General features: G+C 60.2%; 12 protein-coding genes and 2 pseudogenes. All 14 read right to left on the bottom strand.

Features of this window, described 5'->3' with window-relative positions; translation table 11 throughout:
• Nucleotides 1–12: 12 nt before the first annotated feature.
• A complete protein-coding gene (locus tag TMS3_RS01160) occupies nt 13–1,836 on the bottom strand; it encodes a DEAD/DEAH box helicase (protein WP_025163403.1) in 1,824 nt (607 codons plus the stop codon).
• Between the two features lie 282 nt (nt 1,837–2,118).
• Complete coding sequence (locus TMS3_RS01155; RefSeq protein ID WP_025163402.1) at nt 2,119–3,174, bottom strand: protein-glutamate methylesterase/protein-glutamine glutaminase; 1,056 nt, start codon at nt 3,172–3,174, stop codon at nt 2,119–2,121.
• A 9-nt stretch (nt 3,175–3,183) separates the two neighbouring features.
• Nucleotides 3,184–3,792, bottom strand: coding sequence for a chemoreceptor glutamine deamidase CheD (gene cheD / locus TMS3_RS01150; RefSeq protein WP_025163401.1), 609 nt, complete (start codon nt 3,790–3,792; stop codon nt 3,184–3,186).
• A gap of 4 nt (nt 3,793–3,796) precedes the next feature.
• Nucleotides 3,797–4,633 carry a CheR family methyltransferase gene (locus TMS3_RS01145; RefSeq protein WP_025163400.1) on the bottom strand — a complete coding sequence of 279 codons (837 nt, stop codon included), beginning with the start codon at nt 4,631–4,633 and terminating at the stop codon, nt 3,797–3,799.
• A gap of 53 nt (nt 4,634–4,686) precedes the next feature.
• Nucleotides 4,687–5,343, bottom strand: a pseudogene (locus tag TMS3_RS25850) (methyl-accepting chemotaxis protein); the annotation flags it as partial.
• 264 nt (nt 5,344–5,607) lie between these two features.
• Nucleotides 5,608–7,035: pseudogene (locus TMS3_RS25845) on the bottom strand (MCP four helix bundle domain-containing protein); the annotation flags it as partial.
• A 33-nt stretch (nt 7,036–7,068) separates the two neighbouring features.
• Nucleotides 7,069–7,557: a chemotaxis protein CheW gene (locus tag TMS3_RS01135; RefSeq protein WP_025163398.1), complete on the bottom strand. Its 489-nt coding sequence runs from the start codon at nt 7,555–7,557 to the stop codon at nt 7,069–7,071.
• Nucleotides 7,550–9,394, bottom strand: coding sequence for a chemotaxis protein CheA (locus TMS3_RS01130; protein WP_407691594.1), 1,845 nt, complete (start codon nt 9,392–9,394; stop codon nt 7,550–7,552). Before TMS3_RS01130 ends, TMS3_RS01135 begins: the two co-directional genes overlap by 8 nt.
• Nucleotides 9,395–9,427: 33 nt before the next feature.
• Nucleotides 9,428–9,793 (bottom strand): response regulator, encoded by a 366-nt coding sequence (locus TMS3_RS01125; protein ID WP_025163396.1) that lies wholly within the window; start codon nt 9,791–9,793, stop codon nt 9,428–9,430.
• Between the two features lie 26 nt (nt 9,794–9,819).
• Complete coding sequence (locus tag TMS3_RS01120; RefSeq protein ID WP_025163395.1) at nt 9,820–11,583, bottom strand: ATP-binding SpoIIE family protein phosphatase; 1,764 nt, start codon at nt 11,581–11,583, stop codon at nt 9,820–9,822.
• 8 nt (nt 11,584–11,591) lie between these two features.
• On the bottom strand, nt 11,592–11,882 hold the full coding sequence (locus tag TMS3_RS01115; RefSeq protein ID WP_025163394.1) for an STAS domain-containing protein: 291 nt from the start codon (nt 11,880–11,882) through the stop codon (nt 11,592–11,594).
• An 18-nt stretch (nt 11,883–11,900) separates the two neighbouring features.
• Nucleotides 11,901–12,557, bottom strand: a complete 657-nt coding sequence (locus tag TMS3_RS25840; protein ID WP_407691600.1) for a methyl-accepting chemotaxis protein — start codon at nt 12,555–12,557, stop codon at nt 11,901–11,903.
• Between the two features lie 1,040 nt (nt 12,558–13,597).
• On the bottom strand, nt 13,598–14,971 hold the full coding sequence (gene ppnN, locus TMS3_RS01105; protein WP_025163392.1) for a nucleotide 5'-monophosphate nucleosidase PpnN: 1,374 nt from the start codon (nt 14,969–14,971) through the stop codon (nt 13,598–13,600).
• Nucleotides 14,972–15,194: 223 nt separating this feature from the next.
• Nucleotides 15,195–16,040 (bottom strand): methylenetetrahydrofolate reductase [NAD(P)H], encoded by an 846-nt coding sequence (gene metF, locus TMS3_RS01100; protein WP_025163391.1) that lies wholly within the window; start codon nt 16,038–16,040, stop codon nt 15,195–15,197.
• Nucleotides 16,041–16,132: the final 92 nt, after the last annotated feature.

Here is a 16,132-nt window from a genome sequence, read left to right as displayed (position 1 = left end):
CAGTGCTGCAGCTTAGCTGTCGCGGTTACGCGTCAGCAGGGCTGGTTTCTCGCCGCGTGGGCGGCTGCTCTGCAACTGGTCGAGTTGCTCCGGGGTCGGCAGGCGGTCACTACGTGAGCCTTTATGCACGATCACCGGTTGCTTGTCGCGGGCGCTTTTGACCGCAGGCTCCTGACGCGGCAGTTCGTCGCGGTTGAGCGAGGTGCTGCTGTCGCGCGGTGGGCGCGCGCGGCCGGAGCCGTTACGACCCTGGCCGCCCGAACCTTGGCGTTTGCCTTGGCCTGCACCAGCACCGCCACCCGCATTGCTGCGCGGGCCTTTGCCCTGACTGCGAGGCTGGCCAGCACCATTGCCGGTCGCCGCAGCACCTGGCCGACGGCCACGATTCTGCTGCTTGTTCTGGTTCGGGCTGACGTAGTCGACACGGTTGCCAAAATTGTCGATCTCGTCATCACGGAACTCGTCGGGTGCGCGATCCGGTGGCAGGGTGGGCACGGCCGCTGCAGTTGGTGCTGCAGGGCGAGCTGCACGGGGCTGCTGCTGGCGCCCCGGCTGAGCTTTAGCCTTGCCGCTGTCCTTGCCTTTGTCCTTGCGGCCGCCACCGTGACGTTCGCCGCTTGGGCTGCCGCCACGCGGTTGGCGCGGCTTTTGCGGCTCGCGTACTTCCGGGCGTTCGGCCTCGACTGTGCTGGCATCGAAACCCATCAGGTCGCCGTCGGCGATTTTCTGCTTGGTCATCCGCTCGATGCCGCGCAGCAGTTTTTCTTCATCGGGTGCGACCAACGAAATCGCTTCGCCACTGCGCCCGGCACGGCCAGTGCGGCCGATACGGTGTACGTAGTCTTCCTCGATATTCGGCAGCTCGAAGTTGACCACGTGAGGCAGCTGGTCGATGTCCAGGCCACGCGCGGCGATGTCGGTGGCGACCAGAATGCGCATTTTGTTCGACTTGAACTCGGCCAGGGCCTTGGTGCGGGCATTCTGGCTCTTGTTGCCGTGGATCGCCACGGCCGGCAAGCCGTGCTTGTCGAGGTACTCGGCAAGACGGTTGGCGCCATGCTTGGTACGGGTGAACACCAGCACCTGTTCCCAGGCACCTGCGGTGATCAGGTGGGCCAGCAGAGCGCGCTTGTGGCTGGCCTGGGTGCGGAATACGCGCTGTTCGATGCGCTCGACCGTGGTGTTCGGCGGCGTGACTTCGATGCGTTCCGGGTTGTGCAGCAGCTTGCCCGCGAGGTCGGTGATGTCCTTGGAGAAGGTCGCCGAGAACAGCAGGTTCTGGCGCTTGGCCGGCAGGCGCGAGAGAACCTTCTTTACGTCATGGATAAAACCCATGTCGAGCATGCGGTCGGCTTCGTCGAGTACCAGGATCTCGACGTGGCTCAGGTCGACGCAGCCTTGTCCGGCCATGTCGAGCAAGCGGCCCGGGCAGGCGACCAGAACATCGACGCCTTTGGCCAGGGCTTGCACCTGGGGATTCATGCCGACGCCACCGAAGACGCAGGCGCTGACGAATTTCAAATCGCGGGCATAGACCTTGAAGCTCTCATGCACCTGGGCGGCCAGTTCGCGGGTGGGAGTCAACACCAGCACGCGCGGTTGTTTAGGGCCATGGCGATGTTCGCGATCCGGGTGACCGTTGGGGAACAGTCGTTCGAGAATCGGCAGGGCGAAGCCGCCAGTCTTACCTGTACCCGTCTGGGCCGCCACCATCAGGTCACGACCTTGCAACACGGCGGGAATGGCCCGCAGTTGCACCGGCGAGGGTTGGGTGTAGCCGACGGATTCGACCGCACGGACTAAAGCCTCGGAGAGACCGAGGGAGGCAAAGGACATGTGAAATCCTGTCTAGTGAGGGCGAGGCCCTATGGGGTGTATTGCCTGGCTTGAATCGCGCGTTTGGGGGGGCGCAATCCCGTCCGGTACTGCTGACCACTGGGGGCTAGCATCCGGGCGCAAGCCTGGCGGGAAGGCCCGAGTATAACAGAGCGACGCTAATGTGCAGCTATTTGGCTGCTAAACGGCGCAATCGACTACTCAAAGATGGCATGGGCGCTGCTGTGCTGTGACGGGGGAGCGCGCGGCATAGGCCGCTGTGGTCATCGATAGCGGCGCGAATCAGACACGGTTGCCGCTGCCGCGTTGGCGGGCCTGTTGCAACAGACTGGCGGCGATTTCCTCGAGAGGTTTGACCTCATCGGCAGCACCCAGCGCCACCGCCTCGCGAGGCATGCCGTAGACTACGCAGCTGGCCTCGTCCTGAGCGAGAGTGTGGGCGCCTGCTTCGCGTAGCTGCTTCATGCCGCTGGCGCCATCTTTGCCCATGCCCGTCAGCAATGCGGCTATCACGTTGCGCCCGGCGCAGCGGGCCAGCGAACGAAACATCGGGTCGACGGCGGGGCGGTGACCATGTTCGGCAGGGCCCTGATCCAGGCGCACTATATAGTTGGCGCCTGAGCGCTCGACCAGCAGATGGTAGCCGCCGGGGGCGATGTAGGCGTGGCCGGGAAGGATGCGCTCGCCGCCCTGGGCTTCGCTGACGCGGATATGGCACATGCGATCCAGGCGCTCGGCGAACGAGCGGGTGAAGCCGGCAGGCATGTGTTGGGTGATGACGATCCCGGGACTGTTGGCAGGCATCTGCAACAGCACGTGCTTGATCGCTTCGGTGCCGCCGGTGGAAGCGCCGATGGCGATGACCTTCTCGGTACTCAGCAATGGTGCGTGCAGGGGTGCGCTGGACGTCTGCCCAGGGGCGCAACGGATCCGCTTGATACTGGCGTGACGAGCGACTTTGATTTTGTGGCAGATCAATTCGGCATAGACCTGCATGCCTTCGCGGATGCCGAGTTTGGGCTTGGCGACGAAGTCCACTGCCCCCAGCTCCATGGCGCGAAAGGTGGCTTCGGCCCCGGCTTCGGTCAGTGAGGAAATCATCACTACAGGCGTTGGGCGAGCGGCCATGAGCTTTTCCAGAAAACTCAGGCCATCCATGCGCGGCATTTCGATGTCGAGGGTGATCACCTCGGGAGCAAACTCTTTGACCATGTCTCGTGCGACATAGGCATCAGGAGCGCAACCGACGCAGCTGAGTGCGGGGTCGCTGTCGATGATTTCCTTGAGCAGGGCACGGATCAGCGCCGAGTCGTCAACCACCAGCACCTTGATCGGCATAGCGCTCTCCTAGAACAGTTCGACGGCGCCAGCTACGCGCGCTTTCTTGATTTTCATGCTGTATTCCTGCTCGCGGTCGATGAGGGTCGAGTTGTGCAGGGACTTGAGCTTTTTAACCAGTACCCGGCCACTGGCCGGAAAGAAGTAAACCTTGCGCGGGTAAATATCCAGCAAGTCCTGGGAGGCTACATGGATACCTTCGGTATGCAGGTAGTCCTGCACGAAATCGGCATTGCGCTGACCGACATTGTTGATGGTGAGGCCGCGTAAGACTGCGCCGCCACCGAACACCTTGGCCTCGAAGTTCTGGCGTCGAGCGCCGAGTTTGAGCAGGTGGTTGATCAGCAGTTCCATGGCGTACACCCCATAGCGGGCAGAGGCCGAGACCGGGCTTAACGCTTCGTTGGTATTGCCTGGCAGCATGAAGTGGTTCATTCCGCCGATACCGTTGACCCGGTCACGCAGACAGACCGATACGCAGGAGCCCAACACTGTCACGATGAGGATGTTGCGGGAGGTGACGTAATATTCGCCCGGCAGGATTTTCACCGCCTCGCTGTTGAAGTTGGGGTCGAAGTAGCAGTTGGGAGCTAGGTGCGCCTCGAATTCCTCTTCCATCGCATCAGTTCCTCTGGGCCGGTCGGTAGACGGTGCGCCCGACCAGCCTGACTAAATGGGTGGCTTGGATGAAACTCTCCGAATGTCCGGCGAAGAAGAGGCCGTCGTGCCGTAGCAGGCGCACCATGCGCTCCAGTAGACGGGTCTGGGTGGCTTTGTCGAAATAGATCATCACGTTGCGGCAGAAGATCACGTCCAGCCCCGGCTCGATCTCCCAGTTGGCATCCAGCAGGTTTATCTGGCGAAACTCGATCAGGTCGCGCAGTTGGTCGCGCATGCGCACTTTGCCCAACTGCTCTCCCTTGCCGCGCAGAAAAAAGGCACGCTTGCGTTCCGCACTGATGTCTTCGATGCGCGCCTCGGCGTAGATACCCTGGCGTGCGGTGTTGAGTACCCCGGTGTCGATGTCCGAGGCGAGGAGCTCTACCGGTGGGGCGAAACTTCCGAACGCTTCGATCAGGGTTATCGCCAGGGAGTAGGGCTCTTCACCCGTACTGGCGGCTGCCGACCAGACACGCAACTTGCGCCCGGTTTGGGCATGACTGCGCGCATAGTCAGCCAGCACTTCGAAGTGATGAGCCTCGCGAAAGAATGCGGTGAGGTTGGTGGTCAGGGCATTGATGAACTGCTGCCATTCCTCTTCATGTTCATTCAGGTAGGTGAAATAGGCCGAGAACTCCGTCAGTCGCAGGGCCCTTACACGACGGGCCAGGCGGCTGTAGAGCATCTGTTCCTTGCTATCGGCCAACTTTATGCCGGTTTGCTGATAGAGCAGGCGACGTGCCTGCTCGAAATCGGCCCGGGTGTAGTGGAACTCGCGCAGCGTCGTCTGCTCGCTCATCGCAACCAGGCTCTACTGCAGGCCGGCGTGTGCCGGCTTGAGATGGCCATTGTCTAGAACTCTTCCCACTCGTCTTCCTTGACCTTCTTGGTGGGTGGCAGGCTCTTCAGTTTGGTAACCGGTACCTTGGCCGCTGGGCGGGCAGGCGCCACTGGGTTGCGAGGAGTCGCGTTGGCCGACTGCGGCTTGCTGGTCTGATCGAAGCGGAATACCGCCACCGATTGGTTGAGGGTAGTGGCCTGGTCCTGCATCGCTTCGGCAGCAGCTGCCGCCTGCTCGACCAGGGCAGCGTTCTGCTGGGTCATCTCATCCATCTGGCTGACGGCGATATTGATCTCTTCGATACCGCTGCTCTGCTCCGCCGAAGCGGCAGCGATCTCGGCCATGATGTCGGTTACCCGTTTGATGGCGACCACTATTTCGGTCATGGTCTGGCCGGCCTGGGCGACCAAGGTGTTGCCGTTATCGACTTTATCCACCGAGTCTGAAATCAGTGTTTTGATCTCTTTGGCGGCCGCTGCCGAACGCTGCGCCAGGGTGCGTACCTCGGCCGCCACCACGGCGAAGCCACGGCCCTGGTCGCCGGCACGTGCGGCCTCGACGGCAGCGTTCAGGGCGAGGATGTTGGTCTGGAAGGCAATGCCGTCGATGACGCCGATGATGTCTGCGATCTTGCGTGCCGAGTCGTTGATCGACGACATGGTTTGCACTACTTGCTGCACCACGTTGCCGCCAGTAGTGGCCACCTCCGAGGCGTTCACTGCCAGGGAGTTGGCCTGACGAGCGTTTTCGGCATTGAGCTTCACCGTGGACGTCAGCTCTTCCATGCTCGATGCGGTTTCCTCCAGGCTGGAGGCCTGTTCCTCGGTGCGCGACGAGAGATCGGAGTTGCCGGCGGCGATTTCACTGGCGGCGGTATAGATAGTGTCGGTCGCTTCGCTGATTTGGCCGAGCATGCGCGACAGGCTTTGCGTGGTCTCGTTGGAGTAATCCTTGAGCTGGCCGAAAGTGCCCTGGTAATCAGTTTCGATGCGCTGGGTCAGGTCGCCTTCGGCGAGCGCGCCGAGCACCCGGGCCACATCCTTCAACCCTTTGTCGGCGGTTTCCACCAACTGGTTCAGGCCATTGGCCAGATTGAGGAAGAAGCCTTGCTTGCCGGCTTGGCTGATGCGCTGGGTGAAATCGCCCTCGCTGGCAGCCTTGACCAGTTGCCCGACCTCTTCTTCGACGGCCACCTCCAGGGTGCGGTCCAACCACTCCACCACCGAGCCGAGGCGCTCGCCGTTGGCGCCGAATACCGGGTTTACGGTCAGCCTGAAGATGCGTCCGCCGACTTCGATCTGCGCGGTGTGCGTGCTGTTGAGGCGGGCGAGCATGCCTTTCTGATGTTCCGGGTTCTTATGGAACTGGTCGATGCTGGAGCCCATCAGCTTGCCTGCGTCGAATTGCGGCAGGGCCTTGCGGATATCGCTCTCAGCCGTCTGCAACATGCTTTGCACGGTCTTGTTGGTGTAAATGATGGTGCGTTCGTTGTCGGCGATCATGACGTTGGCCGACACGTTGTCCAGAGCGCTCTTGACCCGGGCATTGTCGCGGGCCGCGACGGCAGACTTTTGCAGCGAGACGAGCATGGATTTGACGGCAGCCATCACGCTGTTTTCAATCACCACGGGGGGCAGGTCGAGGTCGAGGCGACCTTCGGCAATGCTGGTGGTGATGCTTGCCAGTTCCTTGGGGTCGGCGCCGAGCTGGCGTTTGACGCTGCGAATCAGCAGGAACGCGAGTAGGCAGGCTAGCAGGGTCGAGAGGGCGCCAATGGCCAGCAGTAGTCGAATGGTGCTGTGAGCATCCTCTTTGGTTTGCACACCTTGCTGGTCGACCAGCTTGCTTTCGTAATCGATCAGCGCGGTGATGTCATTCAAATTTTCGTACTGTGCCGTTCTCAGGTCGCTCAGCAGATAGCTCTGCGCCCTTTCATACAATCCGTTGTCAAACAGTCGCTGATATTCTGCGACACCCGCGCGGAAGCCTTTTTCTGAAGACTGAAGCCCCTGCAGGATTTGCCGCCCTTGTTCCGTAGTAACGGCCTGCTCGAGTTTGGCTTGCAGCTCATCTGCGGTTTTCTCCGCGTCCCTGATCTGCTGATTCTGCGTTTTGACCATCTCCGCATCGTCGCGGGCAATCAGCATGGTGCGCACGGAGCGGGCGATGGAGTTGGTCTGGTCGATGTAGTTATTGGCTAAGACAACTTTGGGAAAGCTTTGCAGCACCATCTCTTCGAGGCTAGTGCGCAGGTTATCGATCTGTTTCACGCTCAATGCAATTAGTAGCATCAGCAACGCCACCAGGGTGGCAAAACAGAGGGACAGCCGCTGGACCAGGGTCAGGTTGGTCAGATTCATTGTGATCTCCTTGTGTTGCTCTGGTGAGTTCCTTCAGGTGTTGCTGTGATCGATCAGGGTCAGCTCGTCACTGGACATCAGTTTTTCGATGTCCACCAGGATCAGCATGCGCTCTTCCACCGATGCCAGGCCCATCAGGTACTCCGTGTTGAAGGTGCTGCCAAACTCCGGAGGTGGCTTGATGGCTTCTCCGTCCAGGGCAATCACATCGGACACGGAGTCCACCACGACGCCGATGATGCGTTTCAGTACGTTGAGAATGATCACTACGGTGAACTGGTCATAGGTCACCGCAGCCAGGTTGAATTTGATACGCAGGTCGATGATCGGCACGATGGCGCCGCGCAGATTGATGACTCCTTTGATAAAGGCCGGGCTGTTGGCGATGGCCGTGACTTGGTCGTAGCCGCGTATCTCCTGCACGCGCAGGATGTCGATGGCGTATTCCTCCTGGCCCAGAGTGAAGGTCAGAAACTCCTGGGTGGGTTCGCTACTGCGGATGCTCTCACTGCTGTTATGCATGGTTTGCTACTCCTTGGCCGGCGAGACGGGGCAGGGCATCGATGTCGAGAATCAGTGCCACGCTGCCATCGCCCATGATGGTGGCGCCGGTGATGCCGTCGATGCGCCGGAAATTCTGCTCCAGACTTTTGATCACCACCTGTTGCTGGCCGACCAATTCATCCACCTGCAAGGCAAAGGTGTTGCCCTCGGCTTCGAGGATCAACACGATGCTGCCCACTGCGGGAGGCGGCTCCGTAGCGAGGTTGAGCAGGCTGTGCAGCGACAGCAGTGGCAGGTACTCGTTGCGCACGCTGATGACCGAACTGCTGCTACCGCTCATGCTGTAGAGGTGTTCGGCTTTCAGCTGCAGGGACTCGACGATGTAGGTCAGCGGCACCACGTAGTGGACCTTGTCCACCTCGACAATCATGCCGTCGAGAATGGCCAGGGTCAGCGGCAGGCGAATGGCGATATGGGTGCCCAGGCCAATGGCGGAGTTAATGTCGATGCGCCCGCCGATCGAGGTGATATTGCGTCGCACCACATCCATGCCGACGCCACGCCCAGACAGGTCGGTCACCGTCTCCGCAGTGGAGAAGCCGGGCATGAATATCAGTGGCCAGACTTCACTGTCTGGCATGTCATCGCTGACTGCGATGCCCTTTTCCTTGGCCTTGGCCAGAATTCGTTCACGTGACAGGCCTTTGCCGTCATCGCTGACCTCCACCACGATACGTCCGCCTTGGTGGTAGGCCGACATCCGCACTGTGCCGCGCTCCGGTTTGCCTGCGGCGAGCCGCTCGGCCGGGGTTTCAATGCCGTGGTCGATGCTGTTACGGACGATATGGGTGAGTGGGTCGGTGAGCTTCTCGATCACCCCTTTGTCCAGCTCTGTGTGTTCACCACGCAGGATCAACTCGACCTGCTTACCCAGCTTGTTGGCGGTATCGCGCACCACTCTGGGGAAGCGGTTGAAGATAAAGCTGATCGGCAGCATGCGGATCGACATCACCGCTTCCTGCAGTTCGCGAGTGTTGTGGTCGAGTTGGTTGAGCGCTTGGAAAATCCGCTCGTGCTCTCCGGGATCGAGCGCCGAGGTCAGCTGGGCGAGCATGGCCTGGGTTATCACCAGTTCACCAACCTGATTGATCAGGCTGTCGATACGCTCGACGCTGACCCGGATCGAACTGGACTCTGCTTCAGTGCCGACGGGAGTCGTCTTCGGGCCAGGCTTGGCCACCGCCATGGGCTGGGTTGCGACTGTGGGACTGGGCTCCGTCTCGCCTTGCGGCTGGGGCGGAGTATCGAAGAAACCGTAGGCCGCATCTTTGTCGTCTTGCTCGGTGGCGACCGCCGGCTGCGAGACTTCATCGTCGAACAGCCCGTAGGCCTCCTCTGATTGGTCCGCGGCGGCTGGTGATTCGTCGTCGAACAGGCCATAGGCTTGTTCGGTTGGTGTGGCTTGGTTGTTCGGGCTGTAGCGTTCGATGAGCGCCTGCAGGCGCTGGCTGACCGCTGCGACCGGTACGTCCACGGGTGGGCGTTCGGCACGGTAGTTGTCGAGCAGCTGCGAGAGCACGTCACGTGCTTCGAGAAACACATCGATCATTTCCACCTGGAGGCGGATCTGCCCACTGCGAATCTGATCGAGCAGGGTTTCCAGCACATGAGTGACGCCAGTCATCTCCTCGAAGCCGAACATGCCGCTGGAGCCCTTGATCGAGTGGGCCGCGCGGAATATACCGTTCAGAGCCTCTGGATCGGGCTCTTGTAAGTCGAGGGTGAGTAGCAGGTTTTCAAGGCTTGTCAGGTGTTCTTCGGCTTCTTCGAAGAACACGCCGAGGAACTGGTTCATACCAAAATTCATCGTGGCCACCGTGGTCAGGTTTCAGGGCAATACCTTCTTGGTGACCTCGAGCAGCTTCGGTGGATCGAATGGCTTGACCAGCCAGCCTGTCGCCCCGGCAGCCTTGCCTTGCTGTTTCATGGCATCGGTGGATTCTGTGGTCAGCATCAGAATTGGTGTGCCTCGATAGTTGGGCAGACCGCGAAGGCTCTTAATCAGGCTGAGGCCATCCATGTTCGGCATGTTCTGGTCGGTGAATACCAGTTGATAACTTTTGCGCTGGGCCTTGCCCAGGCCATCCTTGCCGTCCACGGCCTCATCGACGTCGTATCCGGCAGACCGCAGGGTGAAGCCGAGCATTTGCCGGATCGAGGCAGAGTCGTCGACTATCAGGATGGATTTATTCATAGGGTCCTTCCTCTTCGCATACTTCGTTAGGGGATCGATGCCTGGCTGGGGTTGATAGCGGCTGCAACTGAGCTGCCAGATTTCGTCTGGGGGCAGCCTCCCCAGCGAAGCTCGGCTTTTACGCTATTGCCGGGCGGATGAAATTCCAGGTGTTGGCAAAGGTTGCGTACCAGCTCCAGGCCGCGGCCGTGGTAGCGGGCGGCGTGACTCTGATCGACTGGCGAGAGCAGCTGGCTCATGTCGAAGCCCTTGCCGCTGTCGGTGACACGTACCTGCAGGCTGTTGCCTTGTGGGTGGCCCTGTTGGCGAATGTCTATGTGGATTTCACCCTCGTGCAAGGCGGAGAGACGTTCATAACGGCTCTCGAAATAGAGCTCGAAGCCTTCCGGGTGGTTCTTGATCGACGAGTCGAGGCCGAGTACACCGTGGTCCAGGGCATTGCTCAGCAGCTCATTGAGAATTAGCGCCAGCACCCCTTGCCGCTCGGCCTCAAGCCCCAGGGTGTTGCACATGCTGCCGACCATCGGCACCAGATCCAGGCGCTGCAGCTGCGGGGCACTGAGGGTCAGTTGCAGATGCCAGTCTTCGGCTATCTCGGCGCTGGCTTGCTGCTGGTGAGCCGGTTGGACGTTTTCAGTGCTGCACTCGAGCAGCAGGCATGACAGGTCATCGTGCGGTCGTCGTTCACCCATGTGTTCTTGCAGCACCTGTTGCAGGCCTGCCAGCAGGTTAGGCGTGAGCGACTCTTGCTCTTGCAGGTAGTGTTCCAGGCGAGTCGGACCGAATAGTTCGCCTGCGGCGTTCTCGGCCTCGATCAACCCGTCGGAGTACAGCAGTAGACGCTGATCCTGGCGCACGGCGATGGTTTCACACTCGCTCTCGAACTCTTCATCGCCGACTATGCCCAGCGGCAGGTTCAGCGATTTGAAGCGGCGGACTATCTGTCCTTGTTCATCCAGCAGCAGGGCCGCCGGAACGCCGCCGTTCCAGACCGAGAGGACATTCTCTCGCGGCCGGTACACCGCCATCAGCGCCGCGACGAAACGGTCGACAGGTGAGTAAGCGCGGTTTCGCAGATTGAGCTCACGGGCAATGCTGTCGAGATTGAAACCCTTGCTGGCCATGGCATAGAAGGTTTGTGACAGCGGTATCAGGGTCAGGGCTGCCGGTAGGCCGTGGCCGGTCGCATCGGCGAGCATCACATAGAGATCACCATTGCTTGCGGGACAGGCTAGCAGCAGGTCACCGGACACTTCACTGGCGGGTTGCAGCAGGTAACGCACTTGAGGCTGATCAAGCAGGTCGCGGCGTACCAGGCGCTCCATCAGGAAGCTACTGATGCGCCGCTCCTCGGCTTCGGCGTGGTGATAGTGGCGCAATTGGCGATTCTGCTCGGCGACCTGCTCTTGCAAGGCGGAGATACGGCTGAATGAAGCGATTTTTGCGGCGAGGATGCCGAAGTTGACCGGTTTGGCGATGAAGTCATCGCAGCCGGCATTGAGCGACGCGACCTGGTCATCGGTCTCGTCCATGCCGGACAGCATGATTATTGGCCGCCAGCCGGTCTGCTTTTGCAGCTCGCGGATGGCGATGGTGGCGGAAATACCGTCCATGCCAGGCATCAGTTGATCCACCAGGACCAAGTCGAAATGTTCCTGCTGGTAGCGCTGCACGGCCTGTTCGCCATCGCCGACCACCGTGCAGTGGTGACCCAGTGACCTTATGAAGGCCTTGAGCATCATGCCTAGTGCGGCATCGTCATCGACGCTGAGAATTCTCAGGGACGGCATGATAGGGCTCAGTTGATTTTGAACAGTTTGTGGAAATTGGCAATTTCCAGCACGTCCTTTGCTACCCCGTGCAGGTTGCACAGTTCCACCATCTTGTTCTGCGCCAATGCCTTGTCGCGTAGCAGCAACAGAATTCCTAAGGCCGCCGAATCGATGTATTGCACTTCTTGCAGGTCGACGACCAGGCAATGTACAGAGGACTTCGCCAGTTCCAGCTCATAGGCGTCACGGAAGGCTCTGTAGGCCTGAAAATCGAAACGTTTGCCTGGTCGAATGACGGCCGTGTTTGCTTCATTCATGGCAATGGGCTCCTATCCTTAGAAGAGATCAATCTCACCGGCGTGCATGGACGTCTGGCTGACTGGGTTGTGCAGTTTGTTGCTGAGCTGTTGTTGCTGGGTATGCAAATGGTTTTGCTGGGCTTCCTGAGTCAGTTCGGCCATGCCGCCAAGGTCGGTAGAAAAATGTTCGAGCTGTTCCGCGTGCTTGCGTACTTGGGCCAGCAGCTGGCTGCTCAGGTCTTGGAACTGCAGGGCGGTAATGGCCGTATTGACATCGTCGGCCACCGCCTGGGAAACCTGCTGCAGCTCTTCGACGGCATGCACGGTTTTGCCGTTCATCAGCTCCAGATTTTCCAGCATGCCCTGTACCTGTTTCTTCGAGGTCATGGCGAAGCTCATGTCCTTGGCCGCCAGATGGCTGATCGCGGTATCGGCCTGTTGCAGTTCCTTGTGCACAGTATTGATATGGGTACGAATTTCTTCGGAGAACACGCTGGAGCGGGTAGAGAGGGCGCGAACCTCGTCGGCGACCACGGCAAAGCCACGCCCGGCTTCTCCCGCGCGTGCGGCTTCGATGGCGGCGTTAAGCGCCAGCAGGTTGGTTTGCTTGGCGATGGAGTCCATGTCGCTGGTGGACTTCACTATTTCACCGATCTTGTGGGTGATACGGTCAATGCTGTCGACCAGCTCCATCGAGGTGCGACTGGTTTCAATGGTGGAGTCGACGAACAACCCCAGGGTTTGTTGGGTAGTGACGACGAACTGTTGGAAACTCATGCCCCCTTCGGATACATCACTGTCGCTGTAGCGGTCGGTCAGAGAGGCGGCAATGTTGATCTGGCGCCCGATCAAGCGATTGAGGTTGGTGAAACTGGCCGTCAACTGGTCGATGGCCGTGTTCAGTAGGCCATCGACCTGTCGGCTGTGCTGGGTAATCTGCTGTGCTTGTTGGGCTACCGCCTGACGTAAGGGCTCCAGTTCCTGGATCTGGAGTTGGGCGTCGCTGGTTGTGCTGGATGCCGACTCATCCGGTTGGGCTTTGCCCGTCTGGCGTAGCAGATACGTCAAGCTGGCCAGGCTCGTCAGGGCGCCGAGCGATATCGCGCTCCAGGAAGAGAAATCGACTGCCAGCAACGCTGCGCACAGCAACCAGGGCAGCAGCAGTAGGCAGGTCAGGAGATACGCTGAGGTTTTCTGCGGGATTTCGCCGAGCATCAAGACTTCCCTGTGCAAGCACGCTGATTTATCAAGGCTTGCTATCAATCTAGGGGTAGCTGGAGCCTTGTCAAATCCAGGGTGCGGCGATGACTCCGCCGCTGCGGGCGAGGTATGAGCTTAGAGGCCACGGCCATGCTGGGCTGGTGCCTGGGCAGGGGGAGAAATCTCTGCGCTGAATATATTCATTCAGAATTACTAAATACCTATTTGTGCTTATGTTTGGCCGATCTATCGCCTGGGGCTGCTGGCGATAGATTGGATGGGCTCTCCATAAAGCTGAGTGTCCGCTGTGATACTTGTGACTGGAGCAGTCGATGAGGTAGGTAGCCGGTAATAAAAAGCCGGACATTGTCCGGCTTTGTGGGTGTGCTGTATTGGCTGCGGCAGCTTCAGTTCGCCCAGGCGACCAGTTCGGCTCGTCCGCGGCAGGGGCGCGGAGCATGGCCCAGGAGGGCAGTGGTGAGGCTACAGCCGCACGAGCGCAGCCCCGGATGGTGGGTTCCGCAGCACTGCATTTACCCGACAACCCTATAGCAGGGCTCATAGGCGCTGCCGCCGGGAAGCTTCATACGGTGCTGGTCGACGAATGCCTGCAGCAGGCGATCCAGCTGTTGCATGATGTCCCGGTCACCGGTGATCTGGTACGGGCCGTGCTGCTCGATCAGGCGAATACCCTGCACCTTGACGTTGCCGGACACTATGCCTGAGAAGGCACGGCGCAATTGCGCGGCGAGCTCATGGACCGGTTGATTGCGGGTCAGCTTCAGGCCGGCAATGTTCTCGTGCGTGGGGTCGAAGGGGTGCTGCAGGCTCTCGTCGATCTTCAGTAGCCAGTTGAAATGATAGGCATCGTCGTGGACACGACGGTACTGAGTGACTTCCTTGATGCCCTCGGCCATCTCCCGCGCAACCTGATGCGGGTCATCGATGATGATTTGATAGCGCTGCTGCGCAGCCGGGCCCAGGGTGGCGCCAATAAACTCATGCAACTGCTGGATGTAGGGGGCGCTGCTTTGTGGCCCAGAGAGGATCAGCGGGAAGGGCAGGTCCTTGTTGTCCGGGTGCATCAGTATACCGAGCAGATACAGGAATTCTTCGGCGGTGCCAGCGCCACCGGGAAAGATGATGATGCCGTGGCCCACTCGCACGAAGGCTTCCAGGCGCTTTTCGATGTCCGGCAGGATCACCAGCTCATTGACGATGGGGTTGGGGGCTTCCGCGGCGATGATCCCCGGCTCGGTCAAGCCCAGGTAACGAGCGCCGGTAATGCGTTGCTTGGCATGGGCGATGGTGGCGCCCTTCATCGGGCCCTTCATCACGCCGGGACCGCAGCCGGTGCAAATATCGAGACCGCGTAGCCCGAGCTCGTGACCCACGGTTTTGGTGTATTTGTATTCTTCGTGGTTGATTGAGTGCCCGCCCCAGCACACGACTATTTTCGGTGCGACGCCGGCGCGCAGCGTGCGGGCGTTGCGCAGCAGGTGAAAGACATAGTCGGTGATGCCTTCGGAGCTCTCGAAATCAACCCGATCGCTTTCAAGTTTGCTCTGTGTGTAGACGATATCGCGCAGGGCACTGAACAGCATTTCCCGGGTGCTGGCGATCATCTCGCCATCAACAAAGGCGGCCGAGGGGGCGTTGAGTAGTTCAAGGCGAATGCCGCGGTCCTGTTGATGGATGCGGATTTCGAAGTCCGGGTGGGCATCCAGCAGGGTTTTCGCGTTATCGCTGCCTGAGCCGATGTTAAGGATCGCCAGGGCACATTGTCGAAACAGCTCGTACACACGGCCTTCGCCGGCTTCACGAAGTTGCTGCACCTCGCGCTGCGAAAGCGTTGCCAGGCTGCCTTTGGGGGAAATTGAAGCATTGGTTTTGTTGTTGATGACCATTTAGGCACTCCGTGGCGGTGATTCGGCTGAGGCTGCGCTCGAGCGGTGGCATTGGCTTGGCTGACTAAGCGTACTGATCGCACGCCGTGCATCAAGCCGGGCTGAATGCCTTTTAGCATGGACGCAGAACGGCAGGGGCGGGCGCCAGGTTCATGTGCGGCGCCCGTCCACGGTTTGAGGCGTAGTGCGGCTCAAACCGTGGACGGGATAGTACAGTCAGCGACTAGCGCGGCAGCTTGAGGTTGTTCCAGATGGCCAGGCTGGGCTCTGCCTGGTTCATGGTATAGAAGTGCAGGCCCGGGGCGCCGCCTTGCAGCAGACGTTCGCACATCTCGCTGATCATCTGCTCGCCGTAGGCGCGGATGCTCTCGCTGTCGTCACCGTAAGACTCCAGCTGCTTGCGCATCCAGCGTGGAATCTCAGCGCCGCAGGCGTCGGAGAAGCGCGCCAGCTTGCTGTAATTAGTGATCGGCATGATGCCGGGTACGACCGGGATGTCGACGCCCATTTTCTGCACTCGCTCGACGAAGTAGAAGTAGCTGTCGGCGTTGAAGAAGTACTGGGTCATGGCGCTGCTGGCACCGGCCTTGGCCTTGCGCACGAAGTTGGCCAGGTCGGCTTCGAAATTGTGCGCCTGCGGATGCATCTCCGGGTAGGCGGCAATCTCGATGTGGAAGTGCTCGCCGGTTTCCTCGCGGATAAAGCTGACCAGTTCGTTGGCGTAGCGCAGCTCGCCGCTGGCCAGGCCCATGCCGGATGGCAGGTCGCCGCGCAGGGCGACAATGCGCTGGATGCCGGCGTTCTTGTATAGGCCCAGCAGCTCGCGCAGCTCGGCCTTGCTGTCACCGACGCAGGACAGGTGCGGCGCGGTCGGTATCTTCACCTCGCCGTCCAGCTGTAGCACGGTCTTCAACGTGCGGTCACGGGTGGAACCTCCGGCTCCGTAGGTGCAGGAGAAAAAGTCCGGCTTGTAGGTGGCCAGCTGGCGGGCGGTGCCCAGCAGTTTTTCATGGCCGGCTTCGGTCTTGGCAGGGAAGAACTCGAAGCTGTAGCGGCGTTCTTGAGACATAAGAAAATTCCGTAGGGTGGGTTAGCCGCAGGCGTAACCCACCATGGTTCTCGATGGGTTACGCCGCTGCGCGGCTAACCTGCGCGGCCCGA

Source organism: Pseudomonas taeanensis MS-3, from assembly GCF_000498575.2.
Lineage (GTDB): Bacteria > Pseudomonadota > Gammaproteobacteria > Pseudomonadales > Pseudomonadaceae > Aquipseudomonas > Aquipseudomonas taeanensis.
This window is presented reverse-complemented; position numbering and strand designations above follow the sequence as displayed.